Source organism: Dyella sp. GSA-30, assembly GCF_027924605.1.
Classification (GTDB): domain Bacteria; phylum Pseudomonadota; class Gammaproteobacteria; order Xanthomonadales; family Rhodanobacteraceae; genus GSA-30.
Genome location: NZ_AP027042.1, coordinates 5,247,782 through 5,264,692 on the forward strand (window position 1 = coordinate 5,247,782; position 16,911 = coordinate 5,264,692).

Annotated in this window: 11 protein-coding genes; 6 read left to right on the forward strand and 5 right to left on the reverse strand. The window is 62.9% G+C overall.

From position 1 onward, the window contains the following. Positions 1 to 9: 9 nt before the first annotated feature. Positions 10 to 1,779 carry an acyl-CoA dehydrogenase C-terminal domain-containing protein gene (locus QMG46_RS22640; protein ID WP_281850164.1) on the forward strand — a complete coding sequence of 590 codons (1,770 nt, stop codon included), beginning with the start codon at positions 10 to 12 and terminating at the stop codon, positions 1,777 to 1,779. A 104-nt stretch (positions 1,780 to 1,883) separates the two neighbouring features. Next, on the forward strand, positions 1,884 to 2,357 hold the full coding sequence (locus QMG46_RS22645) for a GNAT family N-acetyltransferase (RefSeq protein WP_281850165.1): 474 nt from the start codon (positions 1,884 to 1,886) through the stop codon (positions 2,355 to 2,357). A 67-nt stretch (positions 2,358 to 2,424) separates the two neighbouring features. Here the strand turns inward: QMG46_RS22645 and QMG46_RS22650 are convergent, their stop codons facing one another. Further along, entirely contained in the window at positions 2,425 to 3,177 is a 753-nt protein-coding gene (locus tag QMG46_RS22650) for a SapC family protein (RefSeq protein WP_281850166.1), read from the reverse strand. A 250-nt stretch (positions 3,178 to 3,427) separates the two neighbouring features. Here QMG46_RS22650 and QMG46_RS22655 point away from each other — a divergent pair, with 250 nt between their 5' ends. Next, positions 3,428 to 4,030, forward strand: a complete 603-nt coding sequence (locus QMG46_RS22655) for an HNH endonuclease (protein WP_281850167.1) — start codon at positions 3,428 to 3,430, stop codon at positions 4,028 to 4,030. A 15-nt stretch (positions 4,031 to 4,045) separates the two neighbouring features. On the opposite strand, the gene QMG46_RS22660 is transcribed toward QMG46_RS22655, so the two are convergent. Beyond that, entirely contained in the window at positions 4,046 to 4,456 is a 411-nt protein-coding gene (locus tag QMG46_RS22660; RefSeq protein ID WP_281850168.1) for a low affinity iron permease family protein, read from the reverse strand. 155 nt (positions 4,457 to 4,611) lie between these two features. On the opposite strand from QMG46_RS22660, the gene dxs reads away from it, so the two are divergent. Next, positions 4,612 to 6,504 carry a 1-deoxy-D-xylulose-5-phosphate synthase gene (gene dxs, locus QMG46_RS22665; RefSeq protein WP_281850169.1) on the forward strand — a complete coding sequence of 631 codons (1,893 nt, stop codon included), beginning with the start codon at positions 4,612 to 4,614 and terminating at the stop codon, positions 6,502 to 6,504. Between the two features lie 95 nt (positions 6,505 to 6,599). Here the strand turns inward: dxs and QMG46_RS22670 are convergent, their stop codons facing one another. Then, positions 6,600 to 7,793 carry an alginate lyase family protein gene (locus QMG46_RS22670; protein WP_281850170.1) on the reverse strand — a complete coding sequence of 398 codons (1,194 nt, stop codon included), beginning with the start codon at positions 7,791 to 7,793 and terminating at the stop codon, positions 6,600 to 6,602. A 357-nt stretch (positions 7,794 to 8,150) separates the two neighbouring features. Here QMG46_RS22670 and QMG46_RS22675 point away from each other — a divergent pair, with 357 nt between their 5' ends. Both QMG46_RS22675 and QMG46_RS22680 read left to right on the forward strand, forming a co-directional pair. Then, positions 8,151 to 9,635: a S10 family peptidase gene (locus QMG46_RS22675; protein ID WP_281852955.1), complete on the forward strand. Its 1,485-nt coding sequence runs from the start codon at positions 8,151 to 8,153 to the stop codon at positions 9,633 to 9,635. 78 nt (positions 9,636 to 9,713) lie between these two features. After that, positions 9,714 to 11,918 carry a penicillin acylase family protein gene (locus QMG46_RS22680; protein WP_281850171.1) on the forward strand — a complete coding sequence of 735 codons (2,205 nt, stop codon included), beginning with the start codon at positions 9,714 to 9,716 and terminating at the stop codon, positions 11,916 to 11,918. 5 nt (positions 11,919 to 11,923) lie between these two features. Here the strand turns inward: QMG46_RS22680 and prmC are convergent, their stop codons facing one another. Both prmC and QMG46_RS22690 read right to left on the reverse strand, forming a co-directional pair. Next, positions 11,924 to 12,742 (reverse strand): peptide chain release factor N(5)-glutamine methyltransferase, encoded by an 819-nt coding sequence (prmC, locus tag QMG46_RS22685; protein ID WP_281850172.1) that lies wholly within the window; start codon positions 12,740 to 12,742, stop codon positions 11,924 to 11,926. Beyond that, on the reverse strand, positions 12,739 to 16,815 hold the full coding sequence (locus QMG46_RS22690) for a hypothetical protein (protein ID WP_281850173.1): 4,077 nt from the start codon (positions 16,813 to 16,815) through the stop codon (positions 12,739 to 12,741). Before QMG46_RS22690 ends, prmC begins: the two co-directional genes overlap by 4 nt. Between the last annotated feature and the right edge of the window lie 96 nt (positions 16,816 to 16,911).

A 16,911-nucleotide genomic window follows, 5' to 3' on the forward strand; every position in this document is an offset into this window, starting at 1 on the left:
CTTACCTGTATGACGATCTACAAGGCCCCGCTCGACGATCTGCGTTTTGCCCTTTATGACGTACTCGGCGCCGAGCAGAAGCTGACGGCTTTGCAGGGCGGCGACGGCCATACCCGCGATCTGCTCGATGCCGTGCTCGAAGAAGCCGGCCGTCTGAGCGAACAGGTGCTGGCGCCGACCAACGGCCCGGGCGACGAAGAAGGCTGTCGCTACGACAAGGCGACCCAGACCGTCACCACGCCCAAGGGCTTCAAGGAGGCATTCCGCGCCTTCTCCGACGGCGGCTGGGCCGGCCTGACCCAGGCCGAGGAATTTGGCGGCCAGGCATTGCCCAATGCGCTGGGCACCGCGACGATGGAAATCTTCCAGGCCGGTAACCTCGCATGGAGCCTGTATCCGCTGCTGTCCGAAGGCGCCTGCCACGCGCTGGAAATCCACGGCACCGATGCGCAGAAAGACGAATATCTCAAGCCGATCGTCGAAGGCCGCTGGACTGGCACCATGTGCCTGACCGAACCGCAGGCCGGCTCGGACCTGGGCCTGCTCAAGACCCGCGCGGAGCCCGGCGAGAATGGCAGCTATCGCATCAGCGGCACCAAGATCTTCATCAGCGCTGGCGAACACGACCTGGCCGAGAACATCATCCATCTCGTGCTGGCCCGTCTGCCCGACGCGCCGGCCGGCAGCCGTGGCATTTCGATGTTCATCGTGCCGAAGTTCAAGGTGAACGGCGACGGCTCGCTGGGCGCTCGCAACGCGGTCGCCGCCGGTGCGATCGAGCACAAGATGGGCATCCGCGGTTCGGCCACCTGCGTGATGAATTTCGACGGCGCCGAAGGCTTTTTGATCGGCCAGCCGCACAAGGGCCTGGCGGCCATGTTCACCATGATGAACGCAGCGCGCCTGTCGGTAGGTGTGCAAGGCTTGGCGCTGGCCGAGCGCGCGCTGCAGAACAGCCTCAACTATGCGCGCGAGCGTTTGCAGTCGCGTGCGCTGTCGGGTCCGAAATTCCCCGACAAGCCGGCCGACAACCTGCTGGTGCAGCCGGACGTGCGCCGCATGCTGCTGACCCAGCGCGCCATCGTCGAGGGCTCGCGTGCCCTGCTGCTCTACACCGCCCTGCAGACCGATATCGAAGGGCGCGCCAACGACGAAGCCGAGCGCAACAAGGCCAGCGAGCTGGTGGCGTTCCTGATCCCGATCGCCAAGGGCATGGTCACCGAGCTGGCGCAGGAAAGCACCAAGGAAGCGCTGCAGATCTACGGCGGCCACGGCTACATCGCCGAGAATGGCGTGGAGCAGTTCGTACGCGACGCGCGCATCATCACGCTGTACGAAGGCACCACCGGCATCCAGGCGGCTGATCTGCTCGGCCGCAAGATTCTTCAGCTGCAGGGCGCCGGCTTCAAGCACTTCCTCGGCGAGATCGCCGGTTTCTGCCAGCAGCATGCCGGCAACGAGTCGATCCGTCCGCTGATCGGCCAGCTCTCGGTCATAGCCAAGGAATGGGGCGAGATGACGCTCAAGCTCGCCCAGCGCGTGCAGGGGAACCCGGAAGAGCTCGGTGCCGCCGCCGTCGATTACCTGTACTACTCCGGCTATGCGTCGCTTGCCTACATGTGGGCACGCAGCGCGGCAGCAGCGGGCAGCCTGTCGGCAGCCAGCAAGCAGGCCAAGCTGGATACGGCGAACTTCTATTTCAGCCGCATCCTGCCGCGTTGCCTGACGCACAAGGCTGCGATCGAGGCCGGCGTGGATACGCTGCCTGCGGTGGTGTAACGGAGCCTCATGTCCCGAACGCAAACCGTTGCGTTCGGGACTTTCGCAAAACGCTTTGAAAGGTGTAGAACCCGGATCGTCCCTCAACGCTGCCCGGTTTACCCATGAGCGATACGACGTTTTTGATCCGCCTGGCCGAAGACGATGACGATTTCATTCTCGGCCTGGTTCCCCGCTTCGTCGATTTCCCGCTGCCCGCCTGGCGCCGCCGTCACGAATGCATCGATGGCATCCGCAAGGACCTGTTGCGCCATCTCGAAGACGAGCCCGCCAACAGCTACCTGTTCATCGCCGAAGACGATAGCGGTGAACGTGTCGGATTTATCCACCTGCAGAAGACGCAGGATTTCTTCACCGGCCGCAGCAATTGCCACATCTCCGACCTGGCCGTGGTCACGGCGCATGAAGGCCGGGGCGTGGCCAAGGCACTGCTGGAACATACCCAGGAGTGGGCACGCGAACACCGCTGCCAGTTGATTACCCTGGCCGTGCTACCGGGCAACGAGCGTGCCCGTGCGCTGTACGAAGCGGCCGGCTTCGGCACCGACCTGGTACGCATGGCCAAGCCGGTTCACTGATCGGACGCCGAAACGAAAAGTGGCGCCGAAGCGCCACTTTTCGTTCAAACGGATGCTACGAAGACGCTTAGTTCTTGGTCGCTTCCTTGGACTCGCGCGAATCCAGGCGCTGAGCCGCACGGTCGATATTGGCCAGCGACAGCAGATGCGAGTAGATCCAGCCGAACACGCCTTCGCGCAGGAACTCGTGGGCGGTCTTTTCGTCCAGTTCGCGCAGCTTGTTCTCGTTGACCACGAACAGGCCGTTCAAGTTGATCGTCTTGCCGTCCTTTTCCAGGCGGATATTGCGCGGTTCGAGCAGGTCGTGCTTGCGCAGCTGCTGCATGAACCACTGCGTACGGCCGACGTGCTGCTGGAACTCGCCGAGGAAGTTCACGGCATTGGCGAGAATCTCGCTATCGGTGCCGTCTTCCTTGAACAGACGGTCGCCGTCGTTGCTACCGAAACCTTCATAGGCCTCGTCCAGGAACACGGTGAAATCGTCGCCTTCCTGGCCGGCCGGCTTTTCGGCCAGCACGAACGGATAACGGCGCACGAAAGCCGGCACGTAGGTGTTGGCTTCCCACACGCCATTGGCATCGACGAACAGGTTTTCGTTCTGGCGCAGACCCAGCAAGGCCATCGGGCCGGCGTCTTCCACGCTCGCCCCGGCGAACAGGATCGGCATGTCGCGCGCGGCCAACGCAAATTCCACGCCGGTCAGCGGCACGGAATGCACATTGGAGGCAAATTTCAGGCTCTGCAAACCCTTGAGGCGCAGATCCTTATGTTGGGTACGGTTGAGCGGCACAGGGCGCTCGTAGAAAAGAACTTCAGCCACGTCACTTACCTCTGCCCCGCCGTGCCGGGGCTGCCACCCATGGCATCCCCTCCCAATAACCCGGCGTCGGGTCTACAGATGGACGCCCACTATATCAGCGCTTTGGCGGCCCCGGAAATCCCTGTGCCGTCCGGGGATTCGGCCAGCCCGATCAGCGGCTTGCACAAGTTTTGCAATACGAATTGGTCTATGCTGCGCGACATCGCAACATCGCAAAAACCGACCTTTCGCTTTGCTTGAAGGACGAGACATGCTGATGGAAGTGCCAAACCGGGTCGCCGATCTGAATTCGACCCGCGTGCTGTCGCTGGACGCAGCCGGCCGTATCCTCGATTGGATCAGCTGGCAGGACGCCGTTTGCCTCTATGTGCGCGAGGCGGTGGCCTGGACCCTGGGCGACCCCTGCATCACCGTCCATGGCGGCCATAACCGCGACAGCGGCGAGCAGAGCCAGCTGCGGCTGCATCCGATCGTCGCCAGTACCGGCCATTGCCGCGACCACGCCATCGACCCCGCGCCAGCGCTGACCAATACCGCGCTGTTTGCCCGCGACCGCTTTATCTGCCTGTATTGCGGCAACCATTTCAGCCGCGGTGAGTTGACCCGCGACCACGTCATGCCGATCTCCAAGCACGGCAAGGACGAATGGGAAAACGTGGTCAGCGCCTGCCTGGCCTGCAACTTGAAAAAGAGCAACCGCACGCCACAACAGGCCAATATGCCCCTGCTGGCAGTGCCCTACCGGCCAAGCTGGGTCGAGCATCTGATCCTGTCCAACCGCAATATCCTGGCCGACCAGATGGAATTCCTGGTCAATCACCTGCCGCGCAATCGCCGGCACCAGATGAGTTGAGCGCCCGCCGGGCGCTCAACGCTTGTCACCGGGCCGCAAACTGTCCTCGAAATGCTCCAGGTCGTCGCGTGCCAGCTCGGCCAGGTGGCAATAATGACGGCGGATACGCTCCAAGGTCTGGTCGTCCAACTCCTCCAGGTTCAGCAGCGCGTTATGCGCCTTGCTGCAGCGAATCAGCTCGTCGAGCTTGATCTGCAGGGCGGAGGTATCACGGTTCTGCGTGTTCTGGATCAGGAACACCATCAGGAAAGTAATGATCGTGGTACCGGTGTTGATCACCAGCTGCCAGGTATCGCCAAAGCCAAAAAGCGGGCCGGTGGCTGCCCAGACGACGATCAGCAAGGCGGCAACGACGAAGGCCGCCGGTTTACCTGAATAACGTGCAATAGCCGCCGCGAAACGGCCGAAGGTGGTATGCATGCTCATGGAGGGCGTCCCGGTGGCCAGCCTGCAGCCTGCCGGCCAGGCCGTGCGCAGGGCGTGCAGAACGGCCCCCAGCCCCTGGATAACGGACGCTCGGACATGACTTTTTCACTTCCCTGCCCTTGCCCCGTCCCGCCGCTGGTTCAACAATACGCCCCATGACCGACCTTACCCGCTTCCCTCACCTGGCGCAGATCGATGCGCCGGCCGATCTGCGCCGCGTCCCCGACGAAGAGCTCCCCGCCGTCGCCGATGAGCTGCGCGAATTCCTGATCGAATCGGTCGCCAGTTCCGGCGGCCACTTCGGCGCGGGTCTGGGCGTGGTCGAGCTGACGGTCGCGCTGCACCACGTTTTCGAGACGCCGCGCGATCGCCTAGTGTGGGACGTCGGGCACCAGTGCTATCCGCACAAGATTCTTACCGGCCGTCGCGATCGCATCACCTCGATCAAGAAAAAGGACGGCCTGGCGCCGTTCCCCCGCCGCGAAGAAAGCGAGTACGACACGTTCGGCGTCGGCCATTCCTCGACCTCGATCTCGGCCGCGCTGGGCATGGCCATCGCCGCGCAGCGCAAGGGCGACAACCGCAAGGTCGTGGCGGTGATCGGCGACGGCGCGATGACCGCCGGCATGGCCTTCGAGGCGCTGAACCACGGCGGCGACGTCGAACCGAACATGCTGGTGGTGTTCAACGACAACGGCATGTCGATCAGCGAAAACGTCGGCGCCCTGACCAAGATGATGGCGCGCGCGATGTCCAGCCGCACACTCAACGTGTGGCGCGAGCGCGCCAAACGCGCCATCCCGAAGCAGTCGTTCTTCGGCCGCTTCTTCAAGCGCTGGGAAGAGCACGCCAAAGGCATGTTCGTGCCCAGCACGTTGTTCGAAGAGCTCGGCTTTCACTACACCGGCCCGATCGACGGGCACAATATCCCGCAATTGCTGGCCGCCCTGCGCATGGTCAAAGACCTGCCTGGCCCGCAGCTGCTGCACGTCATCACCACCAAGGGCAAGGGCTACGCGCCCGCCGAGCAGGCGCAGATCGAATACCACGCGGTGGGTCCGTTCGATCCGCAAGCCGGACTGGTGAAAAAGAACGCGCCGAGCAAGCCTACTTATACCGATATTTTCAGCGACTGGTTGTGCGATATGGCCGCCGCCGATACGCGCCTGTTCGGCATTACGCCGGCGATGCGCGAAGGCTCGGGCCTGGTGCGCTTTTCCAAGGAATACCCCACCCGCTATTTCGACGTGGCGATCGCCGAGCAGCATGCTGTGACGCTTGCCGCAGGCATGGCCTGTGAAGATGCCAAGCCGGTGGTGGCGATCTATTCCACCTTCCTGCAGCGCGCTTACGATCAGGCCATTCATGACGTCGCATTGCAGAATCTCGATGTCACCTTCGCGATCGATCGTGCCGGCGTGGTGGGCCCCGATGGCGCCACGCATGCGGGCAGTTTCGATCTGTCGTTTCTGCGCTGCCTGCCGAACATGGTGATCATGGCGCCGGCCGACGAAAACGAATGCCGCATGATGCTGAGCACCGGCTTTCACTATGCTGGCCCTGCGGCGATCCGCTACCCGCGCGGCACCGGCACCGGCGCGGCCATTCACAAGGCGCTCGACACCTTGCCGATCGGCAAGGCCGAGATGCGTCGTCGCGGCCACGGCCTGGCCATTCTCTCGTTCGGCGCCATGCTCGCGCCAGCGACGGAAATTGCCGCCGAGATGGACGCTACGCTGGTGAACATGCGTTTCGTCAAACCGCTGGACGAAACGATGATCGTCAACCTTGCCAAGACGCACGACGCCTTCGTCACGCTCGAAGACAACGCCATCGCCGGTGGCGCCGGCAGTGGCGTGGCCGAATGCCTGGCCGCACATGGCATCGTCAAGCCGATCCTGCACCTGGGCTTGCCCGACAGCTATCTGGAACACGGCAGCCGCGAAGAAGTGCTGACCATGGCTGGGCTGGACCTGCCAAGCATTCGCACGGCAATCCGGGCGCGCTTCCCGCAGTTGGCCGATCGCTCGTCCGCAGCCCTGGGCTGACCGACTGGGATACCCCGTCGGCCAGCGCCTGCTCTTCAGCAGCGGCCGGCTTTCTTCGGGCGGCGATACCCTCGCAAACTCTCGTGCTGCGTGGCTCAACGCGAGGGCGCTGTCTGCGCATGCGTCATGGTTTCCCACAGATAATGGAAGTAGCCCTTCATGGGGCGCCGCGCATTGAGCCACGCAGACGTTTCGGGTAGCTCGTTGCCCTCCCGGCCTACGTAGTGGTTGTAGCCGACCTCCATGGTTCCGGTCAGATCGCCCTTCAATGTCCCACCGCAGAGCCAGTCCGGCACACCGGAACGGTTCTTCAGTCTGGCGTGATATTCCATCGCGGCCATAAGCCGCGCTTTTTCCGGACCATACAGGTCGACACCCTGGATACGCGCGGTTTCGGCAACGTTGATCAATGCCGCCAGGCCATAGGCCGTGTGCTCCAGATCCCGGCATGTCTCCTGGGCATGCCCGTCCGCGAAGGTTCGCTGGCCAAACCAGTCCTTGATCAGCGCCTCGCCCTGCCTGGGGCACCAGGAGTGCGATTGAGGAACCGCGCCATCCGTACTCAAATACAGGCTGCTGCGCGCGCGTTCGGGCCACAAGCCGATGGCCTCGTCAAAACCGGCGCGGTCACCCGTGAAGATGGCGATATTGGCGCGTGCCTCGATCGCGCTGGCCTGCCAGTTGAATACGTGGCATCGCCCCATCGCCACGATGTTGGGAAGATATTGGGTGCGCAACATCGTTTCGAAACGAGCGATGGCCTCGGGAGCCCACGCGTCCGAGGTGTAACGAATGATTTCGGCGGTGCGCGGCCACAACTGCGCGTTCCACGACGCCTGTAAAGGAGCGTTGGCGTTGGTATGTCCTCCCGTGAGCGTCGTCGACCAGGCGTCCATGATTTCCACGGCCTTGCGTGCATGCTGCTCGTCGCGAAGGAAAGCCCAAAGAAGCGCATGCGTATAGGCCGCCTGGGCGTCGTTGCTCTCGTCCGTACAGCCCAGATCGGGCTTGGAAAAGCTGCCGCATTCGACCACTGCCCAGGGCTTGGGCTGGTAATCGAGGCTCGCCAGCGGCGACTTCTGCATGGCCTGGAGCGCCTGCATGGTCACGCTCGAGCCGGCAGAGATATTTTTCCGTACCGCCTCGATCTGTGCGGCATCCAGAAAAACCCCTGGATGTTTGAACTCACCCGATTCCCTTGCCTGCGTAGCGGCCGCCAGGCAGGTCTGCGCGCAGACAACCAGGCTGACCAGCGAAAGCATCACTTTCGCCAGAGTATTTATTTTCATGACACCGTCCTTGGTTGCCGTAGAAAGTTACGGCATGCCGATTTAATCCAAACAGCGATACCCGGTTTGAGAGAAGTACGGCAAAAGCGTGTCGCCTCATGCCCGGCCTACCCAATATCCATGGCGCCGCCTACAGCGGTGGATTCGGACGCCAGACCGTAAAGGGTCCCGCCCATGCCTTCTTGCACTGTTGCGACGAGGCCTCTTGGCTCATGTATACCGTTTGCCCATGCGCCAGCCTCGTCGAAGGCCAGCGTGTGTCGCCGACAATCAATCGTGAGAGACCCTATGGTTCGTCAAACTGGCATATCCATCTCAGCGGCCCCAGCCAAGCACCGCATCGCCTGGCTTGCAGCCATGCTCATCGCGGGCTTTACCCTGACCCCTTGGGCCAGCGCCATCGCCGCCGACAAGAAGCCTGCAGCGGAAGCCGAAGCGGACAAGAAATCGGATAACGATTTGCCGCCGCTGCCTGCCGACAAGACCGTGCATCAGAGCGTGCGCGTCGATGGCAAGACGATTTCGTATGACGCTACCGTGGGTACCATCCCGGTGCGCGACGCCAAGGGCAAGAAGATCGCCGAGGTGGTATTTACCGCCTATGTGGTGCCGGGCAAGGACCCGCGCCGCCCGGTCACGTTTGCCTTCAATGGCGGCCCTGGTGCGTCCTCGGTGTATCTGAACATGGGCGCGATCGGCCCCAAGCGCATCCAGTTCGGCGTCGATGGCGATGCGCCGTCCGATGCGGCCGTCTCCAAGGACAATCCCAACACCTGGCTGGGCATGAGCGACCTGGTGTTTATCGACCCGGTCGGTACCGGCTTTTCACGGTCGTTGGAAGACGAAGCAAGCACCAAGAAAGACTTCTATTCGACCGAGACGGACATTACCTACCTGTCACGCGTGGTCTACGACTGGCTGGTCGAACATGGCCGCCTGCGCGCGCCCAAGTACGTGATGGGTGAAAGCTACGGCGGTTATCGCGCACCACGCATCGCCTATGCGCTGCAGACCAAGATGGGTGTGGGCGTCAACGGCCTGGTGATGGTGTCGCCCTATCTCGACCCCGCCGCCATCGGTGACGACGATTCACTGTCGCCGCTGTCATGGATGATCAACCTGCCGTCGATGACGGCTGCGCACCTTGAATCGCAGGGCAAGCTCACGCCCGAAGCGATGAACGACGTCGAAACTTACGTGCGCACGCAGTTCGTCACCGATTTCCTTGCCGGTCGCTCGGACCCGGGCGCGATCGGCCGCATGGTGCAGAAGGTGTCCAGCTATACCGGGCTTGATCAGGCCCTGGTCGCCAAACTGGATGGCCGTGTAGACGTCGATACTTTCCTGCGCGAGATCCATCGCTCCGATCGCAAGATCGGCAGCGTCTACGACTCCAACGTCACCGCCTGGGATCCCTTCCCCGGCTCGGCACAACGCGCCTCGGGCGATCCGATTCTCGAAGCCCTGCTGGCCCCGGCCACCAGCGCGATGGTCGACTTCGTCACGCGCGAAGTGGGTTGGAAGACCGACGCTCATTACGAAGCACTGTCGTACGAAGTCAACCGCGCTTGGGATCGTGGCACCAGCGACGACAAACCCGTCACCGATCTGCGCAAGGCGATCGCCAACGATCCGAACATGAAGGTACTTATCGCACACGGCTATAACGATCTGTCCTGCCCGTTCTATACCTCGCAGCTGATCGTCAATCAGATGCCTGCGTTCGGCCAGGCGCAACGCGTGAAGCTGGCTGTCTATCCGGGCGGCCACATGTTCTATAGCCGCTCGACCAGCGGCGAAGCCTTCAAGGCCGATGCCGCAGCCATGTTCGGCACCAAGTAAAAGCTCGACACGCCTGCCTCTCCCGCGCGGGAGGCAGGCGATATCATCGGACGCTCTGCCGAGGCCAAGCGAACAGCGATGCATCCCGACACCCGCCGATTCCGTTCGCCTTATTCCCTCGCGCTCGCCTGTCTCATAGCGTTTGCGCCAACCTGCAAGACACAGGCTCAGACAGCCGACGCAGCGCGCTGGCAAGCACAGGCACAGGCCGTCACGATCACTCGCGACGATTGGGGCATCGCCCATGTGCACGGCAAGACCGATGCGGATGCGGTGTTCGGCATGGTCTACGCGCAAGCGGAAGACGACTTCAACCGCGTCGAGACCAACTACCTCAATGCGCTTGGCCGGCTCGCCGAGGCCGAAGGCGAATCGGCACTCTGGCGCGATCTGCGCATGAAGCTGTTCATCGACCCGACGGTGCTCAAGCAACGCTACGCCGCCAGCCCGCGCTGGCTGAAAGACCTGATGAACGCCTGGGCGGATGGCCTCAACTATTACCTCGCCACGCACCCGCAGACGCATCCGCGCGTCATCACGCATTTCGAACCATGGATGGCCTTGAGTTTCAGCGAAGGCAGTATCGGCGGCGATATCGAGCGGGTATCGCTCGACAAGCTGCAGGCCTTTTATGGTCACGACGGCGAACCGGTCGCCGCTGTCGATACGCCGTCGAGCTGGCAGGAACCCTCGGGCTCCAATGGCATTGCGATCGCGCCCAAGCTGAGCGCGGACGGACATGCCTTGCTATTGATCAACCCACATACGTCGTTCTTTTTCCGATCCGAATTGCAGATGAGCAGCGATGCAGGACTGGATGCGTACGGCGCGGTGACCTGGGGTCAGTTTTTCGTCTACCAGGGTTTCAACCATCACATCGGGTGGATGCATACCTCTACCGGCGCGGACGTCGTCGACGAATTCGCCGAGACGATCGTGCGCAAGGATGGCAAACCGTTCTATCGCTACGGCCACGAGCTGCGATCGATAACCACGCACACGATCGACGTGCCCTTCCGCAAGCCTGATGGCTCCATGGGCAACCGCCGCTTTACCGTCTATGCCAGCCACCACGGTCCGATCGTGCGCGCAGCCGATGGTAAGTGGATCGCCATCGCGCTCATGAACAAACCGATGGAGGCGCTCGAACAGAGCTGGTTGCGCACCAAGGCCAGCGACTATGCGAGCTACATGAAAGTCGCCGAGCTCAAGGCCAACTCCTCCAACAACACCATCTTTGCCGATGACAAGGGCGAGATCGCGTATCTGCATCCCCAGTTCATTCCACGGCGCGACGATCGATTCGATTACACCAAGCCCGTCGACGGCAGCGATCCGGCGACGGATTGGAAGGGCCTGCACGCATTGAACGAAGCGCCGCATCTGCTCAACCCGGCCAACGGATGGATAGCCAATACCAACAACTGGCCCTACTCGGCCGCCGCGCAATACAGCCCCAAGCGCGAGGACTATCCGCGCTACATGGACAGCGCGGGCGAAAATCCACGCGGTCTCCACGCCACTCGCGTGCTGAGTGAGCGGTCCGACTTCACCATGACATCGCTGATCAGTGCGGCGTTCGATTCCTATCTGCCCGCGTTCGCGCGCCAGATACCCGTGCTGCTCGCCGACTACGACGCGTTGCCGGCAAATGACCCGCTGAGGAAAAAGCTCACCGGCCAGATCGCCCTGCTACGTCATTGGGACTATCGCTGGGGCATCGCCTCGATGCCGACCACGCTGGCGGTGTTCTGGGGCGACATGCTCTGGGACAAGGTCGATACCTTCGATACCCACGAAGGCCTGTCGATCTACGACGTCATGGCCACCAAGGCGGGTAGCCAGGCGCGCCTGCAAGCGCTTAGCGAAGCGTCGGATCGTCTTGAAAAAGACTTCGGTAGCTGGGGCGTGCCGTGGGGCGAGGTCAACCGCTTCCAGCGTATCGACGGCGCCATCGTGCAACCGTTCAACGACGCCAAGCCCAGCATCCCCGTGCCGTTCACCTCATCGCGCTGGGGCTCGCTCGCCTCGTTCGGCGCGCATCGCTGGCCCGGCACGAAACGCTATTACGGCACCAGCGGCAACAGCTTTGTCGCCGTGGTCGAATTCGGCCCGAAAGTGCAGGCACGGGCAGTGACGGCGGGCGGTGAAAGCGGCCACCCGGGATCGCCGCATTTCAATGACGAAGCCGAGCGCTACACGACGGGCAATCTGCGCACCGTCTACTTCTGGCCGGAACAACTGAAGGAACATACCGAGCGTGTATATCACCCGGGCGCCTGATCGAGTCAGTCGTACCGGCCACCGCTGACCCGGTCGCGATCTTCCAGGTCGCGGAACGTCGTTACGTCCGCAAAGCCTGCCGCCTGCAATACCTGTCTTACGGCATCACCCTGATTCCAGCCATGCTCCATCAGCAGCCAGCCGCCTCGCTCCAGATGCGCCGGTGCATCCCGGACGATCTGGCGTATGGCATCGAGGCCATCTGCGCCAGACGATAGCGCTCGCGGCGGCTCGAAGCGCAGATCGCCCTGACCGAGATGCGCATCACCGGCTTCGATATAAGGCGGATTGGATACGATCATGTCGAAGCGCCGGCCTTCCAGCGGTTCGAGCCAGTCACCCGGCACGCATTCGAGACGTACGTCGAGTCGTTGCGCATTGCGTTTGGCGACGGCCAGGGCATCGACACTGCGATCGGTCGCCACGACGTGCGCACGCTTGCGCTCATGGGCCAGCGCCAGCGCGATCGCACCGCTACCGGTACCAAGATCGACCACCGATACAGGCGCATCGACCGGTAGCCGTTGCAGCGCAAGCTCGACCAGCAACTCGGTTTCCGGCCGCGGGATAAGTGTGGCCTGAGAAACTTCCAGGTCGAACGACCAGAAACCGCGCCGGCCCACGATATAGGCGACCGGCTCACCGACCGCACGACGCTCCAGCATGGCGCGGTAAGTGCGCAGCGCCGTTGCGTCGAGCGGATCGGTATCGTGCGCGATCAACCAGCTGCGCGGCTTGTCCAGCGCGTACAGCAGCAACAGCTCGGCCTCGCCGCGTTCGATACGCTGCGAGCCTTCGGTCAACGCCTGCCTTACATCGGTCATGCCTTGTCTTCTTCCTGCGTGATCTTCATACGTTTCTGCCAGTAACCGCCACGGCTCCAGGCCGCGAACGCCCAGCGTAACCAACCGATCAAGGCATTGGCCAGCCATAGCGCCCACGCCAGCATGGCGATCTTGTAGATCCACAGCGACACGCTGAAGACGCTGCCGTGCGGGAGTTGCCCGGTAGCCTGATCGATGAACCAGTTCAAACTCGTTGCCGACGAGTCGTTACCCACGATATGCATATTGGGCATGCCGAGCAGGCCACTGGGTACCGCGCCGATCAGCACAACCAATGCGGCAACGCTGAAGGCGATCAAAAAGCCTTGAATCACGTTAAACAACAATACCCTGGACTTTTCTGTCAATTCGTAGCGCGCACGCAAGCCAAACAGGATCAGCCACGCCGCAACCAGGGCGAACGCGCCCCAGGCCATGGCGGAAAAACCCAGGCCCAGCAGAAGCCACTGATGAAAACGCAACGGGGTTGGAGCATAGCGGGCAAGCAACCACGCAACGACCAACAACACGATCAACTGCGGCCAGTACAACACCGCCGGACCGTCGGTGGGCCCCCATGTCCACAGCACCCAGCGATCGCGCGGCAGGCCCGCATGCACATCAATGTTGGCCGCGGATGCGCCCAGATCGAACGATGAGGTCCGCAGTAACGTCGCCATGCCATGCGGCTCACGCAAGCCGATCACATAATTGTGGTCGCCCGGCAACAGCGGCAGTCCAAGTTTGCCGTCGCGGATACCCAGGTTGAGCGCGACGCCGTCGCGGTGTGCGTTGAGCAAGGTGGTGCCGGCAGGCAGGGTGATGGCGTGCTCGCCGCCACGTGTGCTGCGAATACGCAAAGTCACGGTCGTATCGGTCGCCCGCTCGCCGGTCTGCTGGTCGATCGTTACCTGATCGAACGCCAGGCTTTGTCCGGCGACCGCTTTTGGGCGGCTGATCGTCAATAGCAATTGTTCGCCGGGTAGCGGATGAAAGCTCAAGCCATCGTCGTTGCTACTCCCCGGCACACCCTCGCTGTCCACATGCAGGATGGCAGCTGCCTGCAACACCCATACCTCCGCGCGCTCGCCCAGGCCAGGCGCTTTCAATACGAGCTTATCGACGTGATCGAGGCGGCTGCTCCACTCGACCGTATTCTGCCCGGCGTTGAAGGTGACCCCGATATGCCCGTCATGAACGCGCAAGTCTTCGCCGGTGGGGTGCTCGCCTGCAAGCAGCGGTACATCGAGACTGAAACCGCCCTCGCTGGGTGCGATGCGCTCGACCTGCGTACGCACGGTCCAGTCCACGTCCAGCATCACGGTACGCGTGACACGCACATAGGGCGGAAACGTCTGCGTGGCTTGCGGCTGATTGCTTGCACCGCTCGCACTGCGCACTCGATTCAGCGCAAGGCTGTCGCCGAGCAGACGCCCTGCATCGATGCTTTCGGTAGACCAGCCTTGCCCGGTAAAGACGACGCGCTGGGGTGCGTCCGAGAACAGCAGACCCACCGTATCGGCATTGCTGGCGTGATAGCGCAAGCTGACCTTGTGCACGCCACGGTCCAGCCGCAGCCATAGCTCATCGCCGTCGCGCCCCAAAGGCGCGTCGCCATGGCCATCGGCGGTGACGGTTTGCAGCGCAAGCGTGTCATCGGGATGTGGCAACTGGAACGCCACGGTGGCGCCGACATGAACCTCCATGTCGACAACGATATCGTCGCCGTTGGCCTGCACGGTCGCCTGCGCTACTGCGGCACATTGCGGCACGCACTTGGGTGCCTCGACCAGGCGACCATGCAGCTGGTTCAACAGATCCTGGTCCGGCAGCGATTGCGCATGGGCGCCGTGCGGCAGCAAGGCGATCGCCAGCAACGCAGCACCAGCGCCTCCACGCATGCGCCAACGCGGCGATGAGCCAGCGGATGTGTGCCATAGCGACAGCGCAAGCCGGGCCAACCATAGGACCAGCAGTGCTAGCATCGCCACGCGCAACAAGCGGACCAGCCATGACGGCGCAATGACCAGTCGCATCGTCTGGTCCACCGTCACCGGGCCAGACCATCCCAGGACGTAGTCATTGAACACACCCCAGTGAGGCGTGCCGCCACCCGCCTGGATCACGCTGTGCGTATCGAAGCCATACGCCGTTGCGGATGCCGGCGCGCGCGCAGCCGTCACGGTGATGCTCGACAGGCTGGACGCGTCACGCCGCTCCTTCATGGCTTTCGGCTGCGCAACAAAGCCGCCCATTGCTCCGTTGTTTCCCATGGCCATTTCAGCCTGCGGCGGCGCAGGAGGTGCAGGTGCGGGCGCCACTGCAGGAGCCGCCTGCGGCTCGACCATTTGCACGAATACCCCCGGCGTGATTTCGCCCTCCTCCAGCTGAGGATGCAATGCGTACTGCATCTGCGTCGCCGCAAATGGCAGTGAGAACAGCACACCCAACGCGAGCGCGGCGATGGCTCCGACACGTGCGACACCATGCAGGCGTCCCGTCGGCAACGCACGCATCAACAGGGCGAGCGCCAGCGCGACGCCCAACGTCCAGCGTGGCGCGCCGGCTTCGTGTTGCGACAGTACGAGAAACCCGACCGCCACCAAGGCCCACGACCAGCCCAGCCAGCGACCGGTGAGCAGCGCGATCAACGCGACGACGAACAGATCGAGCAGGCTCCAGCGAGCAACCCAGGTGTCAGGCGCATGGTCCGCACCGGGAGCGCCAAGCAGGCGATAGCCGTAAGGCAGGTGCAGCGTGGCATCGATATGCTCGAATGGCACCTGCCAACCGGCCGCGGACAATGTTCCCGCATGGGTGGGTAAACGAAGACCGGCAGACAGATCGATCTTCTTGTTGCGTACCTCGATACCTTCACGCTGATCGCTGCCGGAAGTGATCAGCAACGGCATGTCGTTGAGCGACGCGCGCTGCAACTGCCAGGGCGCGGTGACGTTCAGCCGTTGCGTATTGTGTAGCTCGCCATCCACGTGATCAGTCACGTTCAAACCGCTGCCGTCGAAGTCCAGCCACATCTCACGCGTCAAGGTCAGCCGATCGCCTTGCCCACCTTCACCGCCACGCGTGCCCAGCTCGATCGTGACACCATGGCTCTTGTCCATCACATAGGCAGGCAACGCCTGCCATTCACTCGGCACGCCGCCTTGTGCAGCATCCGTACCCTGCCCGTCGACACGCGTGCTGCGCAGCTCCGGCTGGTCGGAATAGCTCCAGATTTCCTGCGCAGGCCAAGGCGCCGACGTCGCCGGCAAGTCCACGTGCTGCAGTGGCTCTACCGCGCGGGCATGCAAGGTCACGGTCCAGTCGCCGGGCCGCAGTTGCACGCGCAGGCGACCGTCGTTCTCCAGGCGCGCTGGCAGATCGGCATCGAGCGAGGTGGCGACAAAGCCTTTGGGCAAGGCCGGTCCCAGCCATTGCTCACGCGCACTGCCGGCGACATTGAGCATCACTCTTGTTTCGAGCGTCCCCGGAAGACCATCCTGCAGGTGTCGGTACACGCGTACCGATAAAGCATCGGCGGCGCGCTGGGTTGCCGCCGCCTCGCCCAACGTCAACTGGTCGCCGTCGCGTTCGACACGCGTGACCTCGGCGCCATCGAGCTTGAGATGAATCAAGCCGATCGTTTCGGGCACGATCAGACCCGCGGGACGCTCGCTCCATGGCAGGTTGCCGCGCAGATTGTAGTCACCGCTTTCCAGCCACACTTGCGGTTGGTCGTCGTTCTTCAATACCGGCACGGGTTTGTTGTTGGCCGTGACCTGCTGTGGCCAGTAACGCGCGTCGCCCGGCAATGCGATCCAGCCCGGCGCGTCGACATGAACATCCAGGCTGAAGCGCGCGCCGCTCTTGTCCGCGTCCAGTGCCAGCCTTCCAGGCCATGCACATCGATAGGTGCCTGCCTGTGGTTGCTGATCGGAGGGAAAGGGGCAGCCATGCTGCGGCAGGTCGTGAAGCACCCAGCCCTGCCAATCGCGCAACGGCGACGGGATGTCCTGCGCAAACAGCGGCGATGCCGCGATCCATAGCACGGCCAACACAAACCAACGACGCATACCTGTCTCTCCCCTGCCCCCATGGCACGGCTCAGTGTAGGTGCAACGGCGGGTCCAGCTGAATGGGGTTGGTCCGGTGCCAATAAAAACGCCGGG